This is a genomic window from Terribacillus halophilus (genome assembly GCF_900162685.1).
In the GTDB taxonomy this organism is placed as follows: Bacteria; Bacillota; Bacilli; order Bacillales; family Amphibacillaceae; genus Terribacillus; species Terribacillus halophilus_A.
Genome location: NZ_LT727828.1, coordinates 1634457 through 1656492 on the forward strand (window position 1 = coordinate 1634457; position 22036 = coordinate 1656492).

29 protein-coding genes and 1 pseudogene are annotated in these 22036 nt (G+C 43.8%); 26 read left to right on the forward strand and 4 right to left on the reverse strand.

Translation table 11 applies throughout. The features are described from left to right. The first annotated feature begins 8 nt into the window (after positions 1 to 8). Complete coding sequence (locus B1K52_RS12845; protein WP_077308844.1) at positions 9 to 377, forward strand: iron-sulfur cluster biosynthesis family protein; 369 nt, start codon at positions 9 to 11, stop codon at positions 375 to 377. Between the two features lie 14 nt (positions 378 to 391). Here B1K52_RS12845 and B1K52_RS12850 read toward each other — a convergent pair whose 3' ends face one another. After that, positions 392 to 1000, reverse strand: a complete 609-nt coding sequence (locus B1K52_RS12850; protein ID WP_077308846.1) for an aldo/keto reductase — start codon at positions 998 to 1000, stop codon at positions 392 to 394. 22 nt (positions 1001 to 1022) lie between these two features. On the opposite strand from B1K52_RS12850, the pseudogene B1K52_RS12855 reads away from it, so the two are divergent. Further along, positions 1023 to 1328 (forward strand): annotated as a pseudogene (locus tag B1K52_RS12855) (iron-sulfur cluster biosynthesis family protein); the annotation flags it as partial. 14 nt (positions 1329 to 1342) lie between these two features. Here B1K52_RS12855 and B1K52_RS12860 read toward each other — a convergent pair. Further along, positions 1343 to 2263, reverse strand: a complete 921-nt coding sequence (locus tag B1K52_RS12860; protein ID WP_077308850.1) for an aldo/keto reductase — start codon at positions 2261 to 2263, stop codon at positions 1343 to 1345. A 141-nt stretch (positions 2264 to 2404) separates the two neighbouring features. Here B1K52_RS12860 and B1K52_RS12865 point away from each other — a divergent pair, with 141 nt between their 5' ends. The 20 genes from B1K52_RS12865 to lysA all read left to right on the forward strand — a co-directional run bounded on the left by B1K52_RS12865 (position 2405) and on the right by lysA (position 18284). Next, positions 2405 to 2953 (forward strand): NUDIX hydrolase, encoded by a 549-nt coding sequence (locus B1K52_RS12865; protein WP_077308852.1) that lies wholly within the window; start codon positions 2405 to 2407, stop codon positions 2951 to 2953. 67 nt (positions 2954 to 3020) lie between these two features. Then, on the forward strand, positions 3021 to 3656 hold the full coding sequence (gene spoIIM, locus B1K52_RS12870; protein WP_077308854.1) for a stage II sporulation protein M: 636 nt from the start codon (positions 3021 to 3023) through the stop codon (positions 3654 to 3656). A gap of 107 nt (positions 3657 to 3763) precedes the next feature. Further along, positions 3764 to 4255 carry a ferric iron uptake transcriptional regulator gene (fur, locus tag B1K52_RS12875; RefSeq protein ID WP_077308856.1) on the forward strand — a complete coding sequence of 164 codons (492 nt, stop codon included), beginning with the start codon at positions 3764 to 3766 and terminating at the stop codon, positions 4253 to 4255. A 160-nt stretch (positions 4256 to 4415) separates the two neighbouring features. After that, positions 4416 to 4628: a DUF4227 family protein gene (locus B1K52_RS12880; RefSeq protein ID WP_077308858.1), complete on the forward strand. Its 213-nt coding sequence runs from the start codon at positions 4416 to 4418 to the stop codon at positions 4626 to 4628. Positions 4629 to 4633: 5 nt separating this feature from the next. Further along, on the forward strand, positions 4634 to 5518 hold the full coding sequence (gene xerD / locus B1K52_RS12885; RefSeq protein ID WP_077308860.1) for a site-specific tyrosine recombinase XerD: 885 nt from the start codon (positions 4634 to 4636) through the stop codon (positions 5516 to 5518). Between the two features lie 25 nt (positions 5519 to 5543). Then, complete coding sequence (deoB, locus tag B1K52_RS12890) at positions 5544 to 6728, forward strand: phosphopentomutase (protein WP_077308862.1); 1185 nt, start codon at positions 5544 to 5546, stop codon at positions 6726 to 6728. Positions 6729 to 6730: 2 nt separating this feature from the next. After that, the gene (locus B1K52_RS12895) at positions 6731 to 7555 is read left to right on the forward strand and encodes a purine-nucleoside phosphorylase (RefSeq protein WP_077308864.1); all 825 of its coding nucleotides are present in this window, start codon (positions 6731 to 6733) and stop codon (positions 7553 to 7555) included. 15 nt (positions 7556 to 7570) lie between these two features. After that, on the forward strand, positions 7571 to 8872 hold the full coding sequence (locus B1K52_RS12900) for a pyrimidine-nucleoside phosphorylase (protein WP_077308866.1): 1302 nt from the start codon (positions 7571 to 7573) through the stop codon (positions 8870 to 8872). A gap of 109 nt (positions 8873 to 8981) precedes the next feature. After that, positions 8982 to 10142, forward strand: coding sequence for a D-alanyl-D-alanine carboxypeptidase family protein (locus tag B1K52_RS12905; RefSeq protein ID WP_077308868.1), 1161 nt, complete (start codon positions 8982 to 8984; stop codon positions 10140 to 10142). Between the two features lie 99 nt (positions 10143 to 10241). Further along, positions 10242 to 10598, forward strand: coding sequence for an anti-sigma F factor antagonist (gene spoIIAA / locus B1K52_RS12910; protein WP_077308870.1), 357 nt, complete (start codon positions 10242 to 10244; stop codon positions 10596 to 10598). Continuing rightward, on the forward strand, positions 10595 to 11038 hold the full coding sequence (spoIIAB, locus tag B1K52_RS12915; protein WP_077308872.1) for an anti-sigma F factor: 444 nt from the start codon (positions 10595 to 10597) through the stop codon (positions 11036 to 11038). Before spoIIAA ends, spoIIAB begins: the two co-directional genes overlap by 4 nt. 9 nt (positions 11039 to 11047) lie before the next feature. Continuing rightward, entirely contained in the window at positions 11048 to 11803 is a 756-nt protein-coding gene (sigF, locus tag B1K52_RS12920; protein ID WP_077308874.1) for an RNA polymerase sporulation sigma factor SigF, read from the forward strand. Between the two features lie 114 nt (positions 11804 to 11917). Further along, on the forward strand, positions 11918 to 12541 hold the full coding sequence (locus tag B1K52_RS12925; protein WP_077308876.1) for a stage V sporulation protein AA: 624 nt from the start codon (positions 11918 to 11920) through the stop codon (positions 12539 to 12541). Further along, positions 12522 to 12938: a stage V sporulation protein AB gene (locus B1K52_RS12930; protein ID WP_077308878.1), complete on the forward strand. Its 417-nt coding sequence runs from the start codon at positions 12522 to 12524 to the stop codon at positions 12936 to 12938. Before B1K52_RS12925 ends, B1K52_RS12930 begins: the two co-directional genes overlap by 20 nt. Before the next feature lie 18 nt (positions 12939 to 12956). Further along, complete coding sequence (gene spoVAC / locus B1K52_RS12935; RefSeq protein ID WP_077308880.1) at positions 12957 to 13418, forward strand: stage V sporulation protein AC; 462 nt, start codon at positions 12957 to 12959, stop codon at positions 13416 to 13418. A 4-nt stretch (positions 13419 to 13422) separates the two neighbouring features. Beyond that, positions 13423 to 14433: a stage V sporulation protein AD gene (gene spoVAD / locus B1K52_RS12940; protein WP_077308882.1), complete on the forward strand. Its 1011-nt coding sequence runs from the start codon at positions 13423 to 13425 to the stop codon at positions 14431 to 14433. Positions 14434 to 14435: 2 nt separating this feature from the next. Then, positions 14436 to 14786 (forward strand): stage V sporulation protein AE, encoded by a 351-nt coding sequence (spoVAE, locus tag B1K52_RS12945; RefSeq protein ID WP_077308884.1) that lies wholly within the window; start codon positions 14436 to 14438, stop codon positions 14784 to 14786. 5 nt (positions 14787 to 14791) lie between these two features. Beyond that, positions 14792 to 15355: a stage V sporulation protein SpoVABEA gene (locus tag B1K52_RS12950; RefSeq protein ID WP_256855910.1), complete on the forward strand. Its 564-nt coding sequence runs from the start codon at positions 14792 to 14794 to the stop codon at positions 15353 to 15355. Further along, positions 15348 to 16823, forward strand: coding sequence for a spore germination protein (locus tag B1K52_RS12955; protein WP_077308888.1), 1476 nt, complete (start codon positions 15348 to 15350; stop codon positions 16821 to 16823). The genes B1K52_RS12950 and B1K52_RS12955 overlap by 8 nt, the downstream gene beginning before the upstream one ends. A gap of 162 nt (positions 16824 to 16985) precedes the next feature. Further along, positions 16986 to 18284 carry a diaminopimelate decarboxylase gene (lysA, locus tag B1K52_RS12960; RefSeq protein WP_077308890.1) on the forward strand — a complete coding sequence of 433 codons (1299 nt, stop codon included), beginning with the start codon at positions 16986 to 16988 and terminating at the stop codon, positions 18282 to 18284. 37 nt (positions 18285 to 18321) lie between these two features. Here the strand turns inward: lysA and B1K52_RS12965 are convergent, their stop codons facing one another. Further along, positions 18322 to 18762, reverse strand: coding sequence for a peptidylprolyl isomerase (locus B1K52_RS12965; RefSeq protein WP_077308892.1), 441 nt, complete (start codon positions 18760 to 18762; stop codon positions 18322 to 18324). Between the two features lie 416 nt (positions 18763 to 19178). Here B1K52_RS12965 and B1K52_RS12970 point away from each other — a divergent pair, with 416 nt between their 5' ends. After that, positions 19179 to 19436, forward strand: coding sequence for a GNAT family N-acetyltransferase (locus B1K52_RS12970; protein ID WP_444851941.1), 258 nt, complete (start codon positions 19179 to 19181; stop codon positions 19434 to 19436). 70 nt (positions 19437 to 19506) lie between these two features. Here the strand turns inward: B1K52_RS12970 and B1K52_RS12975 are convergent, their stop codons facing one another. After that, positions 19507 to 19587: a YjcZ family sporulation protein gene (locus B1K52_RS12975; RefSeq protein ID WP_077308896.1), complete on the reverse strand. Its 81-nt coding sequence runs from the start codon at positions 19585 to 19587 to the stop codon at positions 19507 to 19509. 133 nt (positions 19588 to 19720) lie between these two features. On the opposite strand from B1K52_RS12975, the gene B1K52_RS12980 reads away from it, so the two are divergent. The 3 genes from B1K52_RS12980 to B1K52_RS12990 are packed head-to-tail and all read left to right on the forward strand — an operon-like array spanning position 19721 to position 21926. Next, entirely contained in the window at positions 19721 to 20473 is a 753-nt protein-coding gene (locus B1K52_RS12980) for a segregation/condensation protein A (protein WP_077308898.1), read from the forward strand. Continuing rightward, positions 20457 to 21029 carry an SMC-Scp complex subunit ScpB gene (scpB, locus tag B1K52_RS12985; RefSeq protein WP_077308900.1) on the forward strand — a complete coding sequence of 191 codons (573 nt, stop codon included), beginning with the start codon at positions 20457 to 20459 and terminating at the stop codon, positions 21027 to 21029. Before B1K52_RS12980 ends, scpB begins: the two co-directional genes overlap by 17 nt. A gap of 57 nt (positions 21030 to 21086) precedes the next feature. Beyond that, positions 21087 to 21926 (forward strand): superoxide dismutase, encoded by an 840-nt coding sequence (locus B1K52_RS12990; RefSeq protein ID WP_077308902.1) that lies wholly within the window; start codon positions 21087 to 21089, stop codon positions 21924 to 21926. The last annotated feature ends 110 nt before the right edge of the window (positions 21927 to 22036 follow it).

Sequence of the window (22036 nt, forward strand, 5' to 3'; positions counted from 1 at the left end):
AATATGTTATGAAATTAACCGTTACCGAAACAGCGTTAGAGAAGATTAAAGCACTGCAGGATGAGGCACATCGTTATCTGGTTTTATATTACGATACAGAAGGGATCGGCTGCAAAGTGAATGGCATTCCGACGGTGCGATTGGCGGAAGAACCGCGTGCGAAGGATGTGGAGGTAGAAAGCGATTCTATCCCGGCCATAATTGATGTGCATCAAGAGGTGTTTTTTGCAGATGAAGTGAAACTGGACTTTAGCAATAATGTTTTCCGCTTATCAAGCAAAGAAGGTTACTTGAATGCCTTGATTCCACAGACGCATTTGACACAAACAGATTTTCGGGAGAAAAAAACGGAACCTAGCAGGGGAGATGCCTGCTAGGTTCCGGGTTTACTCTATCGGTGATTTTCATAGGTTATCGGTTTGGTGATTTGCTGAAGTTGTGCATATAAACCATCTGGCAGCCGATCGGTTGATAAAGCGGCGTTTTGCTTCACTTGCTCCAAGGAGCTTGCGCCCATTACTGCGCTGGCTAGAGCTGGGTGCTGCAAGATATAGCAGACTGCTAAATCAGTGACAGATGCTTGTTCGTTTTTTGCGAGCAGCTGCAGTTTTTCACTTGCCGCCAGCAATTCTTCATAACTGTAAGTCAAAAGGCCGTCGCTGCCTTTTTGCTTCACTTTTTCAGCTGTCTTGTCACTCAGCATACCTTTTGCCACACTTCCGCGTGCAAACACACTTATCTTGTTTTTGGCAAGCAAATCAAGTGTTTGTTCTTCTGGTCTGCGGTCTAATAAACTGTACTGCATCATGACGCTGACAATATTTGACCGCTTCACATACTCCCGGATGACATTTGGGCGAATGGATGAAATGCCGTAATAACGGATTAACCCTTCTTTTTTTAATGTTTCGAATGCATCAATGGTCTCGTCAATATTATCTTCCATTGTACCGCCGTGCAGCTGGTAAAGATCAAGATAGTCTGTTTGCAGCCGCTGCAGGCTCGNGCAGGATGAGGCACATCGTTATCTGGTTTTATATTACGATACAGAAGGGATCGGCTGCAAAGTGAATGGCATTCCGACGGTGCGATTGGCGGAAGAACCGCGTGCGAAGGATGTGGAGGTAGAAAGCGATTCTATCCCGGCCATAATTGATGTGCATCAAGAGGTGTTTTTTGCAGATGAAGTGAAACTGGACTTTAGCAATAATGTTTTCCGCTTATCAAGCAAAGAAGGTTACTTGAATGCCTTGATTCCACAGACGCATTTGACACAAACAGATTTTCGGGAGAAAAAAACGGAACCTAGCAGGGGAGATGCCTGCTAGGTTCCGGGTTTACTCTATCGGTGATTTTCATAGGTTATCGGTTTGGTGATTTGCTGAAGTTGTGCATATAAACCATCTGGCAGCCGATCGGTTGATAAAGCGGCGTTTTGCTTCACTTGCTCCAAGGAGCTTGCGCCCATTACTGCGCTGGCTAGAGCTGGGTGCTGCAAGATATAGCAGACTGCTAAATCAGTGACAGATGCTTGTTCGTTTTTTGCGAGCAGCTGCAGTTTTTCACTTGCCGCCAGCAATTCTTCATAACTGTAAGTCAAAAGGCCGTCGCTGCCTTTTTGCTTCACTTTTTCAGCTGTCTTGTCACTCAGCATACCTTTTGCCACACTTCCGCGTGCAAACACACTTATCTTGTTTTTGGCAAGCAAATCAAGTGTTTGTTCTTCTGGTCTGCGGTCTAATAAACTGTACTGCATCATGACGCTGACAATATTTGACCGCTTCACATACTCCCGGATGACATTTGGGCGAATGGATGAAATGCCGTAATAACGGATTAACCCTTCTTTTTTTAATGTTTCGAATGCATCAATGGTCTCGTCAATATTATCTTCCATTGTACCGCCGTGCAGCTGGTAAAGATCAAGATAGTCTGTTTGCAGCCGCTGCAGGCTCGTTTTTACTTGCGAAATAATATAGTCTTTGCTGGCATCCCAATGCCATCCATTTCCGTCTGCGTTCATCCGGTTGCCGACTTTACTCGCTAAAATGATGTTGTCCCGACGACCTTTGAAGGCTTTTCCGACTATCTCTTCATTCCGGCCTTGGTCATACAAATCAGCCGTGTCAAAATAATTAATTCCAAGATCTTGTGCTTCATGAAGCAGTTTAATAGCTTGCTGTTCATCTGTACCGATGCTCATCGTTCCAAAAGAAATCTCAGAAACGTGAAGATCAGAAGTACCAACACGTCTTGTCCGCATATTATCCCACCTTCTTTTTTTATCCTGCAGTTTCAGTGTAAAGGCAAAGGCGCTGTTGAACAACTTATGTGTCCTAATGAAGAAAGCGAAATGACATATAGCTATGTTAAGCTAGAGGTATGAGATAAAGGAGTGTACATAATGAAGAAATTCGAAGAAAAAACAATTGAAACAAAACCTGTATATGACGGAAAAGTGATTTCCTTGCGTGTTGATACAGTGGAGCTGCCTGATGGGAATAAATCAAAGCGTGAATTAATTAAACACCCAGGTGCTGTCGCGATTATACCAATAACAAAAGAAGGTAAAATCATTTTTGTCGAGCAGTACCGGAAAGCATTAGAAAAATCAATTGTCGAAATACCTGCTGGAAAGCTTGAGTTGGGAGAAGCACCGGAAGTAACAGCGATTAGAGAACTGGAAGAAGAGACAGGTTATACAGCGAAACAACTGAAAAAGCTAGGGTCATTTTATACCTCACCAGGATTTGCGGACGAATTACTTCATGTATATGAAGCAGAGGAACTTGAGCTTCTGACAGAGAAGGTAGCAGGAGATGAAGATGAATTTGTTGAGCTATTGGAGCTGACGCTTGAGGAAGCAGAGGCATTAGTAGAAGAAGAACGCATTCATGATGCAAAAACAATGTATGCACTGCTGCATCTTCGTTTAAAGCACACATCCAACTAATGGTTCTAGCAGACAAGCTTTCTTCATAGATTCTAGTAACTAGACTAGAATGTGGAGGAAGATATAAATGAAGCAGCGAGAATTCATTCTCTTGTCGCATGTCAGACAGCATGCGACAAGTTACTTGTTTATGCTTGTTTTATTTCTAATTGGAATTATTTTCGGCGCTATTGTGGTCAATAGTATGAACTTTACGCAAAAAGAAGATTTATTTTATTACTTGGAACGTTTCTTTGCCCAGCTGCAGCAAGGTCAAGCAATGAGTAAGCAGGAGATTTTGCAATCCAGCTTTTTGTCACATGTTAAGTTCTTGCTGTTTTTGTATGTACTCGGCCTCTCCATTATCGGTATTCCGATTATATGGATGCTTTTGTTCAGTAAAGGGCTGATGATGGGCTTTAGTGTAGGATTTCTTGTTAATCAGCTTGGATGGAAAGGGTTGATGCTGGCAGCAGCGGCAGTCGCTCCGCAAAACCTGATCGTGATTCCGCTTTACTTGATTGCAGGTACAAGCGCCATGCTGTTTTCGGTGACACTGCTGCGCAAATTAATTGCTAAACGCTCTCCATTATCATTAAGGCGCTATTTTATTCAATACAGCATTATTTTTCTCATTTTGCTAGGGAGTTCTTTTGCTGCTTCTATGTTGGAGACTTTTCTGTCAAATCCGCTCCTATCCTTACTTGTGAAGGAATTATTGTAAGATGGGTGTTAAGAATTATTATAATTAACTATTTATAATAATTATAATTTGACACTTTTTTTGCTGTCGGTATATAATAAGTGTGGGATTACGAGGGAGGAATTCACTTGGAACACCGCATTGAACGCATTAAAAAGCAATTACATGCGCAGAGCTACAAGCTGACACCGCAGCGAGAAGCGACGGTACGTGTGCTGCTAGAGCGAGAAGAGGATCATTTAAGCGCTGAAGACGTCTACCTCCTCGTAAAGGAAAAAGCACCGGAAATCGGCTTGGCTACTGTTTACCGAACGCTGGAATTACTATCTGAACTGAAAATCGTTGATAAAATAAACTTTGGGGACGGCGTATCCCGTTATGACCTTCGTAAAGAGGGCGCTACGCACTTCCATCATCATCTTGTTTGTATGGAATGTGGGTCTGTTGAGGAGATTGACGAAGATTTGCTGGAGGACGTTGAGAAAATTGTCCAAACTGACTGGGGATTCAAAGTAAAAGATCACCGTCTTACTTTCCACGGTATTTGCCGCGTTTGTCAGGCGGCTGAAAAGGAAGAAGATTTAGAAGCAGCTGCAGTTCAAGTAAACCGAACATCTTAAACATCGGAGGCCTTTCCTAGCAAATGGATAAGGCTTTCTTTCGTTTTACTAACTGATTTACAAAACCAGAGGAATAGGGTAACGTTAACCTATACGTATAATTTCCGCTTTCTTTGGCATAGTCTGTACAAAGACGATGTCAGGGAAAGGAGAAGTGTATATGAAGCGATTCATTTTTGATACAGGCAAGCTTTTGCTCGTTTTTGTTGCATGCTCCACATTTTTCTATTTTGGATTGCGTTTCATCCATAGTGAATATGAGAGCTATCACCGGTATGATCCCCCCGAGGGAAATGCGGTGAAAGTAGCGTCAATGGAGCAGGAGAATAGTCTAGTAGATAGGATGACGTTATTTTTCCGGTTAGGAGAGTAGGCTACATGCAAGAAGCTTTGGATGATTTTATCCATTATCTGCAGATCGAGCGAGGTTTATCGGAAAATACATTGCAGTCGTACGCACGTGATTTGCGTACTTATTCCAAGTATCTGCAGGCAAATGAGGTGCAGGAATGGGAATATGTCACCCGGGCTAAACTGACCGCTTATCTTCGCTGGCTGCATGATAATGGGAAGTCGGCAGCGACAATCGCAAGAACCTTATCTAGCATCAGACTCTTTCATCAGTTCTTGCTTCGGGAATATGGTCTGAAGGAAGATCCGAGTATACATATTGACACACCAAAAAAAGAACGCAAGCTTCCGAAGATACTATCTTCTGATGAAGTGGACAAGCTTTTGTCTTGTCCAGGAACAGACATATTAACCATTCGCAATCGCGCCATGCTGGAAACGCTGTATGCGACGGGGCTGCGCGTATCAGAGCTTTTGGCTTTGGAACTTGATGATTTGCACTTGGAAATGGGCTTTGTTCGCTGCTTTGGGAAAGGGTCGAAGGAGCGAATTGTTCCGCTGGGGGATATAGCCAAGGCAAGATTGGAAGACTACTTGAATCGCTCGCGAAAAGTGCTGCTTAAGTCTAAATCGAGTGATATCTTATTTGTGAACCATCATGGTAATTCTTTGTCGCGTCAAGGTTTCTGGAAAGTATTAAAACAAATTGGCCGCGATGCTGGCATACAAAAAGAGATTACCCCACACACGCTGCGTCATTCTTTTGCAACGCATCTGCTGGAGAATGGGGCTGATTTGCGTGCTGTTCAGGAAATGCTCGGACATGCGGATATAAGCACGACACAGATTTACACCCATGTGACGAAAACGAGACTGAAGGATATTTACAAAACCCACCATCCTCGGGCTTAAGCTATACATATAGGAGGCAATAACATTGGATTTTAAACGCGCATTTCTTATCGTAATGGATTCTGTCGGGATTGGAGAGGCACCGGATGCAGAAGCTTTCGGTGATAAAGGAGCAGATACACTCGGCCATATCGCTTCCCATAGAAACGGACTGAAAATGCCGAATATGGCATCTCTAGGTCTTGGTAATATCAGAGAAGTAGAAGGCATCAAAGCTGCCGGTCAGCCGAAAGCTTTTTATACAAAAATGCAGGAAGCGTCAAACGGTAAAGATACGATGACAGGGCACTGGGAAATCATGGGGCTTCGCATCGACCAGCCATTCCGTACATTCCCGGATGGATTCCCGGACGCATTATTAAATGAATTGAAAGAACGTACAGGACGCGGCATTATTGGCAACAAACCAGCTTCTGGAACAGAAATCCTGGACGAACTTGGCGAGCAGCATATGGAAACTGGCGATATGATCGTTTATACATCTGCTGATTCAGTGCTGCAAATTGCAGCACACGAAGATATCATTCCGCTCGATGAACTGTATCGTATTTGCGAAATCGCTCGGGAGCTTACGCTTGATGATCCTTATATGCTCGGCCGCATCATTGCACGTCCTTTCGTTGGAAATCCAGGTGCATTTGAGCGGACATCAAACCGCCATGATTATGCTCTGAAGCCTTTTGGCAGAACAACGATGAACAGTTTGCAAGATGCAAATTATGATGTCATCGCATTAGGAAAAATTTCTGATATTTATGATGGAGAAGGCGTGACAAAGTCTGTCCGCACAAAAGATAATGACGACGGTATGACAAAACTTGTGGAAAGCATGGATGAAGACTTTACTGGCATCAGCTTCCTCAACTTAGTTGACTTTGATGCAAAATATGGACATCGCCGCGATCCAGAAGGCTACGGAAAAGCATTGGAAGATTTTGATGAACGCTTGCCGGAAGTATTAAACAAGCTGAAAGAAGATGATCTGCTGCTGATTACTGCTGATCACGGAAATGACCCGGTTCATCATGGAACAGATCATACAAGAGAGTACGTACCGTTGATCGCTTATCATACGGGTACAGCGCAAGGGGAAGAACTTCCGCTTCGGAATACGTTCGCTGATATTGCTGCGACTATTGCAGAAAACTTTAACATTGACATGCCAGAACACGGAACAAGCTTTTTACAAGCGTTAAAAAAGGGGAAATAAACATGCAGACAGAAGCGATTAAACAGGCAGCCGATTATATTAAAAGTAAATTAATTGCTGCACCGGAAATAGGTCTCGTTCTTGGATCTGGTTTAGGTGTTCTTGCTGAAGAAATTACCGATGCAACTGTCGTTCCTTATGGTGACATACCAGGATTCCCGGTTTCTACCGTAAGCGGACATAAGGGCCAGCTCGTAATTGGTAAACTGGAGGGCCAGCAAGTGATTGCGATGCAAGGTCGATTCCATTTCTATGAAGGTTATCCAATGGAATTGGTCACATTGCCAATTCGCGTGATGAAAGCGCTAGGTGTAGAAACGTTGATTGTGACGAACGCAGCTGGCGGCATCAATGAGAGCTTCGAACCAGGCAATCTGATGCTGATAACTGATCATATTAATAATATGGGCACGAATCCTTTAATTGGACCGAATGACGATGAGCTAGGAGCACGCTTCCCGGATATGTCTGCTGCTTACAGCAAAAAACTTCTGAAGCATGCACGTGCAGTTGCTGAAGAAATTAATTTAAAAGTGCAAGAAGGCGTCTATGTGGGCAATACAGGTCCTTCGTATGAAACGGGTGCCGAAGTACGGATGCTCCGCACTTGGGGCGGAGATGCAGTCGGTATGTCGACAGTTCCGGAAGTTATCGTTGCCAGTCACGCTAAAATTGACGTTCTTGGTATTTCCTGTATTTCCAATATGGCAGCGGGCATTCTGGATCAGCCGCTAACACATGATGAAGTAATGGAAACAACAAGCCAGGTTCGTGAAGACTTCCTGCGATTCGTAAAACAAATCGTCAAACAGCTTCCAAAAAAATAAAGCAGGTGATCGAGTATGAGAATGGTTGATTTAATTACAAAAAAACGCGATGGCGGCAAACTTTCAAAAGAAGAAGTTAGCTTTTTTGTACAAGGGTACACGCGCGGGAATATCCCAGACTATCAGGCTTCTGCCTTTTTAATGACTGTGTATTTTAATGGGATGACGGAAGAAGAGACAGCTTGGCTTACAGAAGAAATGGCCAATTCTGGCGAGACTTTCGACTTGAGCAGCATCGCAGGTAAAAAGGTTGATAAACACAGCACAGGCGGCGTAGGAGATAAAATTACCTTGATTACAGGTCCGCTTGTCGCATCCATTGGTATACCGGTTGCAAAAATGTCAGGACGCGGACTTGGACATACAGGCGGAACTCTAGATAAGCTGGAATCGTTTAAAGGCTTTTCCATCGACTTGAGCCGGGAGCAGTTTATGGGCTTAGTTAATGAAAACAAATTAGCTGTTGCTGGGCAAACAGGTAACTTGGCACCTGCTGACAAGTTGCTATACGCTTTACGTGACGTTACAGGAACTGTTAATACGATTCCGCTAATTGCAAGTTCTATCATGAGTAAAAAACTTGCTTCTGGTGCAGAAGCAATTGTTTTAGACGTTAAAACTGGCTCTGGGGCTTTCATGAAATCACTTGATGAATCCCGTCAATTGGCAGAAACTATGGTTAAAATCGGCAATAATTTAGGCCGTCAAACAGTTGCTGTCATTACAGACATGAACCAGCCGCTAGGATTTGAAATTGGCAATAGCAATGAAGTCAAAGAAGCGATTCAAGTGCTAAGCGGAGAGAAGATCACCGATTTGCGTGAAATTTCCGTAGAGCTTGCAACACATATGGCGCTGCTTGCTGGTAAGTTTGCCACCTACGAAGAAGCACGCGCTCATCTAGAAGCATGCTTAGATGATGGTACTGCGCTTGCAGCTTTCCGGACATTCATCGGAGCACAAGGCGGAGATACAGCACTTGTCGATAATCCAGACCTTTTCCCTCAAGCAGATTATCATATCGAAGTGAAAGCGCCAGCTGCTGGCTTTGTCCACAGCATCGACGCGGAAGGAATCGGAACAGCTGCAATGTATCTTGGAGCAGGACGTGCGACAAAGGATGACGACATTGATCATGCTGTTGGAATTACACTGAAGAAAAAACAAGGAGATGCTGTAAAAGAAGGCGAAACAATTGCCATCTTACATGCACGCGATGCAGAAGCAGCAGATTCTCGCAACAAAGTATTAGAATCGTATACAATTAACGAAGAACATATAGAAAAAATGACGTTGATTTACGACGTAATTTCTTAGTCCAAAAAGCAGTCCTGTAAAGGGCTGCTTTTTTTGTATGCAAAAACAACTCATAAATCAATTCGTTTGGGAGATTCTAACTGTATTACCGTAAACGGAGGAACCCGATATGAAAAAAATGAGTCTAGTCAGTGTGCTGCTAGCTTTTGTTATCAGTATTGCAGCGGTACCGCCGCACGTTTTTGCTGAGAAGGTAAAAGAAGAAACGGTCCGATCATCTATTTTAATCGAGCGTGACACTGGTCAAGTGCTGTCAGGCGAAAATATGGAAAAAGAGCTGCCGCCTGCAAGTATGACGAAAATAATGACGATGCTTTTGATAATGGAGGAAATCGAAGCCGGAAAGCTGCGGTATGAAGATAAAGTAAGAGCAAGCGAATACGCAGCAAGTATGGGCGGATCGCAGATTTTCCTTGAAGCTGGAGAAGAGATGACTGTTAAAGATCTGCTTAAAGGAATTGCGGTTGCTTCCGGGAACGATGCAAGTGTCGCTATGGCAGAGAAGATTGCAGGCACAGAAGATGCATTTGTGAAGAAAATGAATGAAAAAGCGAGAGAGCTTGGGCTATCGCATACTAAGTTTCAAAATGCGACGGGGCTTCCGGCATCCGATCACTACTCGACAGCTAAAGACATGGCAATGATGGCAAGAGCACTGGTTGGTCATGAAGAAATTACGGAATTCACAGGTATCTATGAGGATTATCTAAGGCAGGATTCTGAAGACCCATTCTGGCTTGTAAACACAAACAAGCTAGTAAAATTTTATCCAGGTGTAGATGGCCTGAAAACTGGTTTTACAAAAGAAGCGAAATATTGCCTTACAGCAACTGCTAAAAAAGACGGAATGCGAGTAATCGCTGTCGTCATGGGTGCAGAAACGCCAAAGCAGCGTAATAATGAAGTATCACGCTTGCTGGATTACGGTTTCAATCAATATGCAGTCAAACAGCTTTACAGAGAGAATCAAGTTGTTGCGAAGCTGGATATGCTGAAGGCAGCGAGACAAAACGTTCCGATTATGACAGAGGAACCTGTTTCATTGTTGCAAAAGAAAGGCGAAGAGCTGGGTAAATTAGAAACGAAGATTGTCTATGAAAAAGAAATATCCCTTCCGCTGAAAGCAGGAGAACAAGTAGGCGTGCTCGAAGTGCGGAGTGGGGACAAACAAATCTCTTCTACGCCGCTTGTGATGAAAGAAGATGTACCGACGGCCAGCTATTGGCTGTTAATTAAGCGCAGTTTTGATGATATGGTGAAATTCCGCTGATTATGGCAGATTGACTAATGTTTCTTCTATTTTTGTCATCCAAAAGGTTTTCGCCTTTTTCTGCAGAAATGTATAAGCAGGATAAAGGAGGAGAGATTTATGGGGTTGACAGTAGAGTACGAATTGAAGGAGAACATCTTGCTAGCCCGTCTCAGCGGGGAGCTAGATCATCATACGGCGAGAGAATTAAAAGAAAGCTGGCAGCTTGCTTTGCAGCAGCCAGGTATAAAGCATATGGTATTGAATTTGGAATTTCTCTCTTTTATGGACAGCTCCGGTCTTGGTGTCATCCTTGGCAGATATAAAGAACTGAAAGCAGAAGGAAGAGAGATGGTTGTCTGCAGTCTTACACCAGCTGTGGACAGGCTGTTCCAGCTGTCTGGCTTGTTTAAGATTATCAGGTTTGAAGAAAATGAGCGCTTTGCGCTGGAAACATTTGGGGTGGTGCTATCATGAATACGAATATGATGCGGTTTTCTTTCTCTAGCCAAAGCAGGAATGAAGCTTTCGCTCGTGTAACTGTTGCCTCCTTTGTCTCACAGCTTGATCCGACTATGGATGAGCTTACAGAGATCAAAACAGTCGTCTCTGAGGCGGTAACAAATGCGATTATACATGGGTATAATTCCGATCCTGATCAGATGATTACGATTATCTGTACATTGGAAGACGGAGATGTAGAATTGATTATCCGGGATGAGGGAGTGGGCATTTCAGATGTGGAACAGGCAATGGAGCCTTTGTATACATCAAAGCCTGACTTAGAGCGTTCTGGAATGGGCTTCACTATCATGGAAAACTTCATGGACAATGTGTATGTGTTTTCAGCAGAAGGCGAAGGCACAACAGTTACAATGAATAAGCAGTTCAATCGAAGCAAAGCCATGAGTCAGTAGGTGGGGAAAATGGATGTATATTTGAAACAGCAGAAGGCAAAGGAACAATTGACCGATAAGCAAGTAAAAACATACATCCAGTTAAGTCAGAATGGTGATAAAGAAGCACGTGATATCCTTGTCGAACGAAATGTAAGACTCGTCTGGTCTGTCGTTCAGCGGTTCATTAACCGCGGTTATGAACCGGATGATTTATTTCAGATCGGCTGTATCGGCCTGATCAAATCGATTGATAAATTCGACTTGGCTTATGACGTCCGATTCTCCACCTATGCAGTACCAATGATTATTGGTGAGATTCAGCGGTTTATCCGAGATGACGGCAGCTTAAAAGTGAGCCGATCCTTGAAAGAAACGGCCAATAAAGTACGCAAGAAAAAAGAAGAAATGACGAAAACACTGAATCGTGCGCCAACCATACAGGAGATTGCTACGGAACTCGAGCTTACTCCAGAGGAAATCGTCCATGCAGAGGAGGCTGCCAAGCTGCCGCACTCCATTCATGAGACAGTATTTGAGAATGATGGCGATCCAATTACTTTGTTAGACCAGATTGCAGAACAAGACAATAATTGGTTCGACAAGCTTGCTCTACAGGAAGCAATACAATCGCTTGGCGAGCGAGAAAGACTGATTGTATATTTGCGTTTCTATAAGGACCAAACACAATCAGAAGTGTCAGAACGGCTCGGGATTTCACAAGTCCAAGTTTCCCGCCTGGAAAAGAAACTGTTGGCTGCCATCAAGGAGCAGCTGGAAAAATAGCTTTTGCACATATTGTGCAAAGGCTTTTTTTATTGCCTGCAATTACCAGCATGTTTTCTAAGTGCTTATACCATACTAAGTACAGAAACCCTTCTTCATAGGAGAGGTGCTTTTATGCCAGCAATCGTATACATCCGGTTTATCCGGAAAATAACCACTGCTCCAGAAGCAGTAATCAAATTAAAGGACATTGCCCATATTGCAAATGCCGGTGATCAAAAAGAGCGCATGCTGGATACGGTCATTTACCGGATAACGGAAAATGACCGCAATATTGTAGTCCTCGACTCCTTTCTTGTATTTCAGCAGCTTATGAGGATTTTTCCGGAGCATGAATTGCAGCTGATTGGATCCGAACAGACGATCGTGCGTGTGCAGCGTTCGAAGAAAAGAACGGTGTGGCCGCTTGTCATTCTTATTTGGCTGCTTCTGTTTATAGGATCCGCTATGACGATCATGAATTTTCATTTTGATGTCGCCATGGAGCCCGTCCAGCAAAAGATTCATTTTCTGCTTACAGGCGAAAAGCTTGTCCATCCGCTATGGATGCAAATTCCTTATAGTATTGGAATTGGGGTGGGGATGATCCTCTTTTTCAATCATGTGTTCAAGAAGAGACTGAATGAGGAGCCCAGTCCGCTGGAAGTAGAAATGCACAAATACCAGCGGGAAATGGACGTTTACGTGGCATACCACGAAAACAGTTTGGAGAAACAAAATGTGGATCGCCATAGCTGAAACGGGTATGGGGCTCAGTGCCGGGCTTGCAACTGGAGCGGGTTTTGTTGCCTTTCTAACCGTTCTCGGTATCATCCCCAGATTGATACAGCTAAGCAAAACACATGGGTTTATTATTACGTATGAAGCTGGTGTCACTGCTGGCGCCTTTGCCGGTACAATTCTTTCCTTTCACTATTTCCACTTCCATGCACCGCTGCTTGTAATCAGCTTTTGGGGTCTATTGCACGGTGTTTTTGTCGGTATGCTGGCTGCAGCGCTGACAGAGGTGCTCAATGTATTCCCTATCTTAACTAGGAGAATCGGCTTGGATGGGAGCATCATCTGGTTCTTTATGGCAATCGTGTTAGGAAAGATTACAGGATCATTATTTCAATGGCTTTTATTTTCCTATTAATTTAAGAGGTGACAGAGTATGGATTCCAAGTTCAAAAAAGAAAATTACAACAAAACAGCAAAATCGTATTATCCGAAAGTCCCGTTATTCCGCAATTGTTTAAAAGCATTTTTAGTCGGCGGCTTCATTTGTCTCATCGGCGAACTGTTGACGAAATTTTATATGCAAGTATTCGATATGAGCCAGCAGGAAGCTGGGACGCCGACGGTTACGACACTTATCCTCCTTTCTGCTTTATTGACAGGAATAGGTGTATATGACCGAATTGCTCAGTTTGCTGGTGCAGGAACTGCTGTACCAGTTACGGGATTTGCCAATTCCATTACAAGTGCTGCCTTAGAATTTAAATCGGAAGGCTATGTATTGGGAATTGGAGGAAATATGTTCAAATTGGCAGGTAGCGTCATTGTGTTCGGAGTTACCTCAGCGTATATCGTCGGTATTATCCGCTATGTATTTAATCAGCTAGTTGGAGGGTGAGAAAATGGCAAAGATGGGCAGACAATCCTGGACGCTGAACAACGCCGTCTATATTGAGGAAACTGGTACAAGCGTGGGACCTAAGGAAGGGAAAGGGCCGCTAGGCAGCTCCTTTGACAAATCTTATGAGAATCTTTATTGCGGAGAAGACAACTGGGAAATGGCAGAGCGCAAACTTTTACAGGATTCCATCCAAGTAACACTAGAAAAAGCAGGACTAAAACCGCAGCATATTGATATGTTCATTGCAGGAGATTTACTGAATCAAAATGTTAGTGCTAACTATACGGCACGTGACATGGATATGTCTTATCTTGGTATGTTTGGCGCATGTTCGACTAGTATGGAAACCTTGGCAATCGCTTCTCAGCTAGTCGATGCGGGAGCAGCAGACCGTATCCTGACTGCTGTCTCAAGTCACAATGCCACTGCAGAACGGCAATTCCGTTTCCCGACAGAATACGGCAATCAAAAGCCTGAGACAGCCACTAGCACGGCCACTGGAGCAGGCTGTGCGCTAGTAAGCCGGGAAAAAAGTAAAATCCGTATCGAAGGGGCGACCATTGGGAAAGTTGTTGACTTTGGTGCTACGAATGCGTTTGATCTCGGCAGTGCGATGGTGCCAGCTGCTCACGATACGATTAAAAGACATTTGAGTGATTTCGGCAGGACGCCGGCAGATTATGACTTGATTGTAACAGGTGATTTGTCAAGTGTAGGGTCCCCGATACTTAAGGATATGCTGCGAAGTGATGGAATTAATATTGATGCCGTTCATAAAGACTGCGGCAATTTGCTTTACACGAGTGATCAAGGCATGCTAGCCGGCGGAAGCGGCACTGCCTGTTCTGCTATTGTAACGTATGGTCACCTTTTGGATGAAATGAAAAAAGGGACGTACAAGCGGATTTTGGTTACTGCAACAGGAGCGTTAATGAGCCCGACCGTAATTCGCCAGAAAGAATCCATTCCTGCCATTGCGCACAGTGTGGTACTTGTCAGAGAGGAGGGATAAACATGGACTTTTTCTGGGCCTTTGTTATAGGAGGGCTGATCTGCGTTGTTGGTCAGCTGCTTTTGGATGTGGCGAAAATGGATGCAGGACATGTAATGAGCACCTTTGTTGTGGCAGGATGTGTACTGGATGGTTTTGATTTGTACGATAACCTCATTTCTTTCGCTGGCGCTGGAGCTACAGTTCCAATTACGAGCTTTGGTCATTCCTTGCTGCATGGTGCGATGGAACAAGCGGATAAACATGGGTTCTGGGGAATTGCGCTCGGAATGTTTCAGCTGACATCCGCCGGAATTGCTGCTGCCATTCTGTTTGGTTTTCTTGTTGCAGTGTTCTTTAAGCCGAAGGGATGAACAAGATGAAAAGAGTTATTCTCATAACCGACGGAGACGCTTATGCTAAACGAACCATCGATTATCTGGCACATAAGATTGGGGGAACCTCGCTGTCCTATTTGGCGGATAATCCGATGACAGCAGATGAGAGCGCAATAAAAGCTGCCATACAAGCAGCTCCTCAAGAACCAGTATATGTGCTGCTGGACGATGGAGGGGTTCCGGGAGTCGGAAGCGGAGAGAAGATTCTTCAGAGCATTGCCGCCGACCCGGAAATTAATATTATTGGGGCGCTGGCCGTTGCAGCTCATACGCAAAACAGGGAATGGAGCCGAGTCAGCTTTTCCATTGACCAAGCTGGCGAACTGCAGCCATTTGGAGTGGACAAAGAAGGTGTGATTACGGATGAGCTTGGGCGTATTAACGGTGACACGATTTACTTACTCGATCAGCTTGATCTTCCAATAGTCGTTGCCATTGGAGACATAGGGAAAATGCGAGGTAAAGACAGAATCGAGATCGGGTCACCGATTACCGCACAAGCCCTTCGAATCATTCTAGAAAGGGAGGGAACCAATCATGGATGAAAGAGAAAAGAACCCAATCCCGTCCAAAATAGATGAAGTAAACGACTTTATGAAAGAGCGTGTCGGGCTTGGAATCTCCTTTGATGTTGGTCACCGAAAGCTGATCATTCTCAAAAAACAAATTGAAATCTACTACACAACCGGTCTCGCCGATGCTGAAATTGTACAGCGTGTTATTTCCAAATTAATAAGTATTAATGATGATGAAAAGAACACAAACAAAATTCCAGAAATCATCGAGAATCGTTTGGTCCACATGCAAGTCAACCGGAAGGAAAATATTGATGACTGTGTCGATGCCTTTCTATCCGGGTTAATTGTCGTCTTCATTGATGGTTGTGACTTTGCGTTTGTGGTTGATACGAGATCTTACCCGGGCAGGCAGCCAATGGAGCCTGACACCGAGAAAGTTATTCGCGGACCGAGGGATGGATACACAGAAAATATCATTATAAACACGGCATTAACTCGCAGAAGAATTCGCGATGAGCGATTGCGTCTGGAAATGATGCAAGTTGGAGAAAGGTCCAAGTCAGATATTTGTATTGCCTATATTGAAGATGTTGCAGATCCGAATTTGGTCAAATTAATTAAGGAAGAACTGAAGGAAATAGAGATTGATGGCATTCCGATGGCGGATAAATCAGTGGAGGAATTTCTCGTTAAACAAGGGAATAAACCTTTCCCGTTAGTTCGCTATACAGAAAGACCTGATATAAGTGCAATTCATTTATATGAAGGGCACGTCATAATAATCGTGGATACTTCTCCAAGTGTTATTATCACACCGACAACATACTTCCATCATCTGCAGCATGCAGAGGAATATCGAGAATCGCCAGCGCCAGGAACATTCATCCGCTGGATACGGCTAATCGGAATCTTTGCATCGTTATACTTATTGCCATTTTGGTATTTGGTTACGGTTCATCCAGAACTTTTGCCAGCGTCTATTGACTTTATTGGACCAAATAAAGGTGGAGGGCATATTCCGTTATTTCTCCAAATCTTACTGGCAGATTTAGGGATAGAATTCCTCCGGCTAGCTGCTATTCATACGCCAACCCCGCTGTCTACGGCCATGGGTCTGATTGCTGCTGTACTTATTGGTGAAATAGCGATTAATGTTGGATTATTTACACCTGAGGTTATTCTTTATGTAGCTATATCGGCAGTTGGTTCTTTTGTGACACCAAGTTTTGAGCTTAGTGTTTCGAATAAAATAACGCGTATTATCTTTTTATTTGCAACTGCTATCTTTGGAGTGCCGGGGTTTGTTATCAGCATTACGTTGATGATGCTCATACTTGTTGGTACCAAGTCTTTAAATACGCCTTATATGTGGCCGTTAATCCCATTCAACTTGAAAGGGTTGATACAAGTGATTTACCGGACACCAACACCATTATCAAAAATCCGTCCAGGTATTACCAACCCGCAGGATAAGAATAGAATGCCGAATTCTTAGTTGCTAGAAAAATAAGAATATGATAAGTTTACTCTATCTATTTTGTCAGATTCGGGTAGTGTAGCTTGTGAAGCGATAAGCTCATCTTCTTCCTATGCGGAAAGATGAGCTTTCGTTGTTTGATTGCTTATCCGATAGTCCTGAGTTGGAGGTTATGGTTTTATGCAGCATCCTTTTGTTATTAATGATCAGCATATTCTAGAAATTGGCGGTGTTGATGCCGTCACATTAGCAAAAAAATATGGTACTCCTTTATTTGTATATGATGTTGGTATTATAAGGGAAAATGCCAAGGCTTTCGTTAACGCATTTGAAACGTTAGGTGTCAACGCGCAGGTCGCTTATGCAAGCAAGGCTTTTTCTTCTGTCGCTATGCTGCAGGTAGCCAAACAAGAGAAACTCAGTTTGGATGTTGTTTCCCGCGGGGAATTGCATACAGCATTAAAAGCGGAATTTCCTGCGGACAGAATACATTTACATGGCAACAATAAGAGCTATGAAGAACTTTCTATGGCAGTTGCCCATAATATTGGCTGTATTGTTGTAGACAACTTCCATGAGATAGCACTGCTGGAGGCAGTATTGAAAGAACAAGGCAAACAAATGGATGTTTTGCTTCGTGTTACGCCCGGAATAGAAGCACATACACATGACTATATCCTGACAGGGAATGAAGATTCCAAATTTGGATTTGATATTGCGAACGGACAAGCAGAAGAAGCTTTCCAGCTAGTAAAAGATAGTGAATTCATTCGGATGAAAGGCCTTCACTGCCATATCGGTTCGCAAATTTTTGAGACGGATGGTTTCCTGATGGCTGTCAGCAGACTATTTGAGCTGGTTAAATCGTGGCATCATACGTATAATTATGCACCATCAGTGCTTAATGTCGGTGGTGGATTTGGTATTCGTTATACAGAAAACGATGAGCCGCTGCCGTTGTCAGAATATATTCACGCTTTAGTGTCCCGAATTAAAGCGGAAGCAGAAGCAGCTTCCATCCCAATGCCGGAAATTTGGATTGAACCGGGCAGATCCATTGTTGGAAATGCGGCAGTGACGCTTTACACAATTGGTTCTGTGAAAGAAATTCCTGGTGTGCGTAAGTATGTAGCAGTGGATGGCGGCATGACCGATAATCTGCGTCCTGCTCTTTATAAAGCTGTTTATGAGGCTAAGCTAGCAAACCGAGCCGATGAGGAAGCGATTGAAACAGTGTCAATCGCCGGGAAATGCTGTGAATCTGGTGATATGCTGATTTGGGATATCGATCTGCCAAAAGCGGAAGCTGGTGATCTGCTGGCTGTGTTTAGTACCGGCGCATACGGCTATGCGATGGCGAACAATTATAATCGTTTTGGCAGACCTGCTGTTGTGTTTGTTGAAAATGGCGTGGATAAACTTGTAGTCAAAAGAGAAGAGGCCGAGGAATTAACAAGGCTGGACTTGTCATACGAATAAAAAAATCCTGTATGCTCATGGCATACAGGATTTTCTTTTATTCTTCGTCGAAAACTTTAACAGTTTCCATTGTGTCGCCGTTCACCATGTTTCGGGCAACATCAAGATTGGAAGTAACTTTACCGAAAACAGTATGAACACCGTTCAAATGCGGCTGCGGCTCATGCACGATGAAGAACTGGCTTGAACCAGTATCTTTACCAGCGTGCGCCATAGAAAGACTGCCAGCTTCGTGTTTATGCGGGTTTCCTTCTGTTTCACACTTGATTGTTTCGCCGCTGCCTCCAGCACCTGTTCCTGTTGGGTCGCCGCCTTGGCTTACGAAACCAGGGATAACCCGGTGGAATGTTACGCCATTATAAAAACCGGAGTTTGCGAGCTTTTCGAAGTTCGCTACAGTGTTTGGTGCTTCCTCCGGATAAAGTTCAAATTCAATCTTATCGCCATCTAGCATTAAGATATAACCTTTTTTCGCCATTTTGCTTGTCCTCCTAAAAATTGAAGTGAGTATGTACTCCTTGATGATTCTACCACATAATATAGCTATCTCGCCAGATTCTGCTTGCATCACTTGCATGATGATGTGCACTGCTGGAGAAACTATGCAGGAATTAACTGTGTTGGAACAGAAAAAAGCGTAAAAAATGGCAGGGAATGAAGTGTAAAGTTGACAAAAAACGTAGATAGGTTTTAAATAAGACTACGTACGACAGGAGTGGAATACAGTTGCAGGATAGTGACAAACAAGAGAAGAAACTTTTTTGGGTCATGATGGGAGCGAGCTTTCTTTTTCTGCTGTCGATGCTCAGAAGGTTATTTTCTTAATGAGGGGTTATTATGCTAATACGATACAAGAAGTCAATGGAAAAAATCGCAATGGGACTACTATCATTCATGCCCGATGTAAAACAAGTAAAGAAATTGCAGCAGTTAATCCAGGAATATAACAATAATCCAGATTGGCATTTATTTCTTTGGAAGGACGAAGATGATATTCTTGGAGCGGTTGGTGTAGCGATTGAAGGAGATAGTGCAATCGTGCAGCATATTTCGGTTGATCCATCTCATCGCGGCAACGGTATCGGCAGGCAGATTGTCTGCGAAGTACGGAATATGTATGCGCCGATGCATCACGTGNAAAAATTTCCTTGAGAAATGCGGAACAGAAGCTTAAAATAAAAACCAGCCTCCTAGAAGGCTGGTTTTCTTTGTGCTTATCGGCTTATAGCCAAGCTGCACCTACGATGATTAGAAGAATGAAAAGCACAACGATTAAAGCAAATCCTCCGCCGTAGTTACCCATGTGAAATTCCTCCCTTGTGAAATGTGACAGATAAATGCTTAAATGCTGAACATTTATCTTACGGTATAAGGTATGTAGGAATCCCGGCAGTGGTATGGGCGGTGATGAACTTTTTTCGGGAGGAGGAGATTTTATGCAAGGATACAGCGTAAAGCTGGACGGATTCGAAGGCCCGCTCGATTTGCTCCTGCATTTGATCAATCAATATGAAATCGATATTTATGATATTCCGGTGGCGGTCATCACCGAGCAATATATGCATTATATACATACCATGCAGCAATTAGAGCTGAATATCGCAAGCGAGTATCTTGTAATGGCTGCCACGCTGCTCGCGATGAAGAGCCAGCTGCTTCTGCCAAATCAAGCTGCTCTCGAGGACGAACTGGAAGCAGATGAGGAAGATCCGCGTGATGAGTTAATGCATCGGTTAATTGAATACCGAAAATATAAGGAAGCGGCTGCTGACTTGAAAGACAAGGAAATGTCTGCCGATAAACTTTATACGAGACCACCAGCACCGCTGCCGGATAAACCAGAACTAAAGCCGCTCGAACCTGGAGAGGTTACGGTTTATGATATGGTGGCAGCACTAGAGCGTGTTTTCCGCAGAAAAGCATGGACGAAACCGCTTGATACGAAAGTACAGCGGGCAGAAATAGCCCTTGAAGATCGGATGGGGGAAGTACTGGAAGCAGTGAAGCTCCGCAAACAAGGCGTTGGTTTCTTCGAATTGTTTCCCGAAAGGACGAAGCAGCATATCGTGGTTACGTTCATGGCCATATTGGAGTTAATGAAAAAGAAACAGATTGTTTGCAAGCAAGAACAGCATTTTGAAGAGTTAACTGTATTTGAAATGGGGATCTATGATGGAAGTACCGTATAACAGTATTTTAGAAGGGCTGCTTTTTGCAGCTGGAGATGAAGGACTAACTAAAAAGCAGCTTATGCACGCTTTAGAAATCGGAGAAGAAGAAATAAACACCGAGCTGGCTGCTTTGAAAGAGGCGTACGCTTCCCCAAACAGAGGACTCTCCATTATGGAAATGAAAGGTTCCTATCACCTGACCACGAAGGCAGAGCATGCCGCTTATCATAGAAGACTTCTGGATTCGCCGCAAAACAGCAAGCTGTCACAAGCAGCGTTGGAGACGCTTGCTATTATTGCCTATAAACAGCCGCTTACGCGTATTGAGGTGGAAGAAGTGCGGGGCGTCAAAAGTGAAAGGCCAATTCAGACATTGGTGGCAAGAGGCTTTATCGAAGAAAACGGCCGCAAAGAGGGAATCGGCCGGCCGATTCTTTATGTTACGACGCTAGCCTTTTTAGCTTATTTTGGTCTGCACTCATTGGACGATTTACCGCCTTTACCAGAAGGTACCGAAGATCCAGAAGGTGCAGCTGATTTGTTCTTTGAAGATTTTCCTGCTGATCCTGAATGACAAGCTTCCTTCACCCGGGCGTATGCATACGTTGAGGTGAGGTGAGCGATTTTGAGTATGAGAGCATATTTGGAAGAGTTATTACAGTGGAGTAAGCAGATGGAGAAACATGCTGGAGATGCGTTATGGCGCGCCGATGTAGAAGATTTGCAGAAGCAGTTAGAAAGCAAGTTAGCAGCAGGAGAGGCAGTTCATCAAGCAACTGCTGTGCAATTCCGGCAGGCTGCGCAAGTGATTGCTGATAGAGCGGAACACGCAAATCGCCAAAATAGTGTCCGCTGGGGACAGCATCGTCTGCCGCCCCTGCCTTACCGATTTGATGCTTTAGAGCCATACATCAGCAAGGAAATCATGGAATTGCACTATACGAAGCATCATCAATCTTATGTCGATGGTCTGAATAAGGCCGAGGAAATGCTATATGTGAACCGAGATGATAAAACAAGCTCCGATTACAAGCATTACTTGCGAGAACAATCTTTCCATGGTTCCGGACATTTCCTGCACACAATCTTCTGGTATAATATGTCGCCTAATGGAGGCGGCGAGCCTTCCGGTCAGCTGGCGCAGCAAATCAGGAAGGATTTTGGTTCTTTCCGTCGTTTTCAAGAGATGTTCTCTAAAGCGGCAGATAGTGTCGAGGGCGTGGGCTGGACAATACTTGTATGGGAACCTAGGTCTCATCATCTTGCTATTCAAACGCTGGAGAAGCATCAGTTCTTCGGGCTGCTCGATACGATTCCGCTTCTCGTATTGGATATGTGGGAGCATGCCTATTACCTGCAATATAAGACGAATAAAAAACAATACGTAGAAAATTGGTGGAAAATCGTCAACTGGGCCAACGCAGCTCAGCGCTTCGAAACTGCTAAGCAAGTAAAATGGGCGCCATTTTAAAAGATAACCTCTTCTAAATTAGAAGGGGTTTTTTCACTTGTTCATAAGCCTGTCTCTCTTGCATACAATGATGTTAGATGATCAAGGGAGGTTCGTAACATGTTCAAGCG

Bases quoted from the DNA above. Each gene is read 5' to 3' on its own strand.
- B1K52_RS12900 (WP_077308866.1), top strand. From the start codon at position 7,571: ATGAGAATGGTTGATTTAATTACAAAAAAACGCGATGGCGGCAAACTT.
- spoIIAB (WP_077308872.1), top strand. From the start codon at position 10,595: ATGAATACGAATATGATGCGGTTTTCTTTCTCTAGCCAAAGCAGGAAT.
- spoVAD (WP_077308882.1), top strand. From the start codon at position 13,423: ATGGCAAAGATGGGCAGACAATCCTGGACGCTGAACAACGCCGTCTAT.
- B1K52_RS12860 (WP_077308850.1), bottom strand. From the start codon at position 2,263: ATGCGGACAAGACGTGTTGGTACTTCTGATCTTCACGTTTCTGAGATT.
- scpB (WP_077308900.1), top strand. From the start codon at position 20,457: ATGGAAGTACCGTATAACAGTATTTTAGAAGGGCTGCTTTTTGCAGCT.
- B1K52_RS12880 (WP_077308858.1), top strand. From the start codon at position 4,416: ATGAAGCGATTCATTTTTGATACAGGCAAGCTTTTGCTCGTTTTTGTT.
- B1K52_RS12950 (WP_256855910.1), top strand. From the start codon at position 14,792: ATGAAAAGAGTTATTCTCATAACCGACGGAGACGCTTATGCTAAACGA.
- spoIIAA (WP_077308870.1), top strand. From the start codon at position 10,242: ATGGGGTTGACAGTAGAGTACGAATTGAAGGAGAACATCTTGCTAGCC.
- B1K52_RS12955 (WP_077308888.1), top strand. From the start codon at position 15,348: ATGGATGAAAGAGAAAAGAACCCAATCCCGTCCAAAATAGATGAAGTA.
- spoVAE (WP_077308884.1), top strand. From the start codon at position 14,436: ATGGACTTTTTCTGGGCCTTTGTTATAGGAGGGCTGATCTGCGTTGTT.
- B1K52_RS12905 (WP_077308868.1), top strand. From the start codon at position 8,982: ATGAAAAAAATGAGTCTAGTCAGTGTGCTGCTAGCTTTTGTTATCAGT.
- B1K52_RS12895 (WP_077308864.1), top strand. From the start codon at position 6,731: ATGCAGACAGAAGCGATTAAACAGGCAGCCGATTATATTAAAAGTAAA.
- spoVAC (WP_077308880.1), top strand. From the start codon at position 12,957: ATGGATTCCAAGTTCAAAAAAGAAAATTACAACAAAACAGCAAAATCG.
- B1K52_RS12865 (WP_077308852.1), top strand. From the start codon at position 2,405: ATGAAGAAATTCGAAGAAAAAACAATTGAAACAAAACCTGTATATGAC.
- lysA (WP_077308890.1), top strand. From the start codon at position 16,986: ATGCAGCATCCTTTTGTTATTAATGATCAGCATATTCTAGAAATTGGC.
- B1K52_RS12845 (WP_077308844.1), top strand. From the start codon at position 9: ATGAAATTAACCGTTACCGAAACAGCGTTAGAGAAGATTAAAGCACTG.
- B1K52_RS12965 (WP_077308892.1), bottom strand. From the start codon at position 18,762: ATGGCGAAAAAAGGTTATATCTTAATGCTAGATGGCGATAAGATTGAA.
- sigF (WP_077308874.1), top strand. From the start codon at position 11,048: ATGGATGTATATTTGAAACAGCAGAAGGCAAAGGAACAATTGACCGAT.
- B1K52_RS12975 (WP_077308896.1), bottom strand. From the start codon at position 19,587: ATGGGTAACTACGGCGGAGGATTTGCTTTAATCGTTGTGCTTTTCATT.
- B1K52_RS12990 (WP_077308902.1), top strand. From the start codon at position 21,087: ATGAGAGCATATTTGGAAGAGTTATTACAGTGGAGTAAGCAGATGGAG.
- spoIIM (WP_077308854.1), top strand. From the start codon at position 3,021: ATGAAGCAGCGAGAATTCATTCTCTTGTCGCATGTCAGACAGCATGCG.
- B1K52_RS12980 (WP_077308898.1), top strand. From the start codon at position 19,721: ATGCAAGGATACAGCGTAAAGCTGGACGGATTCGAAGGCCCGCTCGAT.
- B1K52_RS12930 (WP_077308878.1), top strand. From the start codon at position 12,522: ATGTGGATCGCCATAGCTGAAACGGGTATGGGGCTCAGTGCCGGGCTT.
- xerD (WP_077308860.1), top strand. From the start codon at position 4,634: ATGCAAGAAGCTTTGGATGATTTTATCCATTATCTGCAGATCGAGCGA.
- B1K52_RS12925 (WP_077308876.1), top strand. From the start codon at position 11,918: ATGCCAGCAATCGTATACATCCGGTTTATCCGGAAAATAACCACTGCT.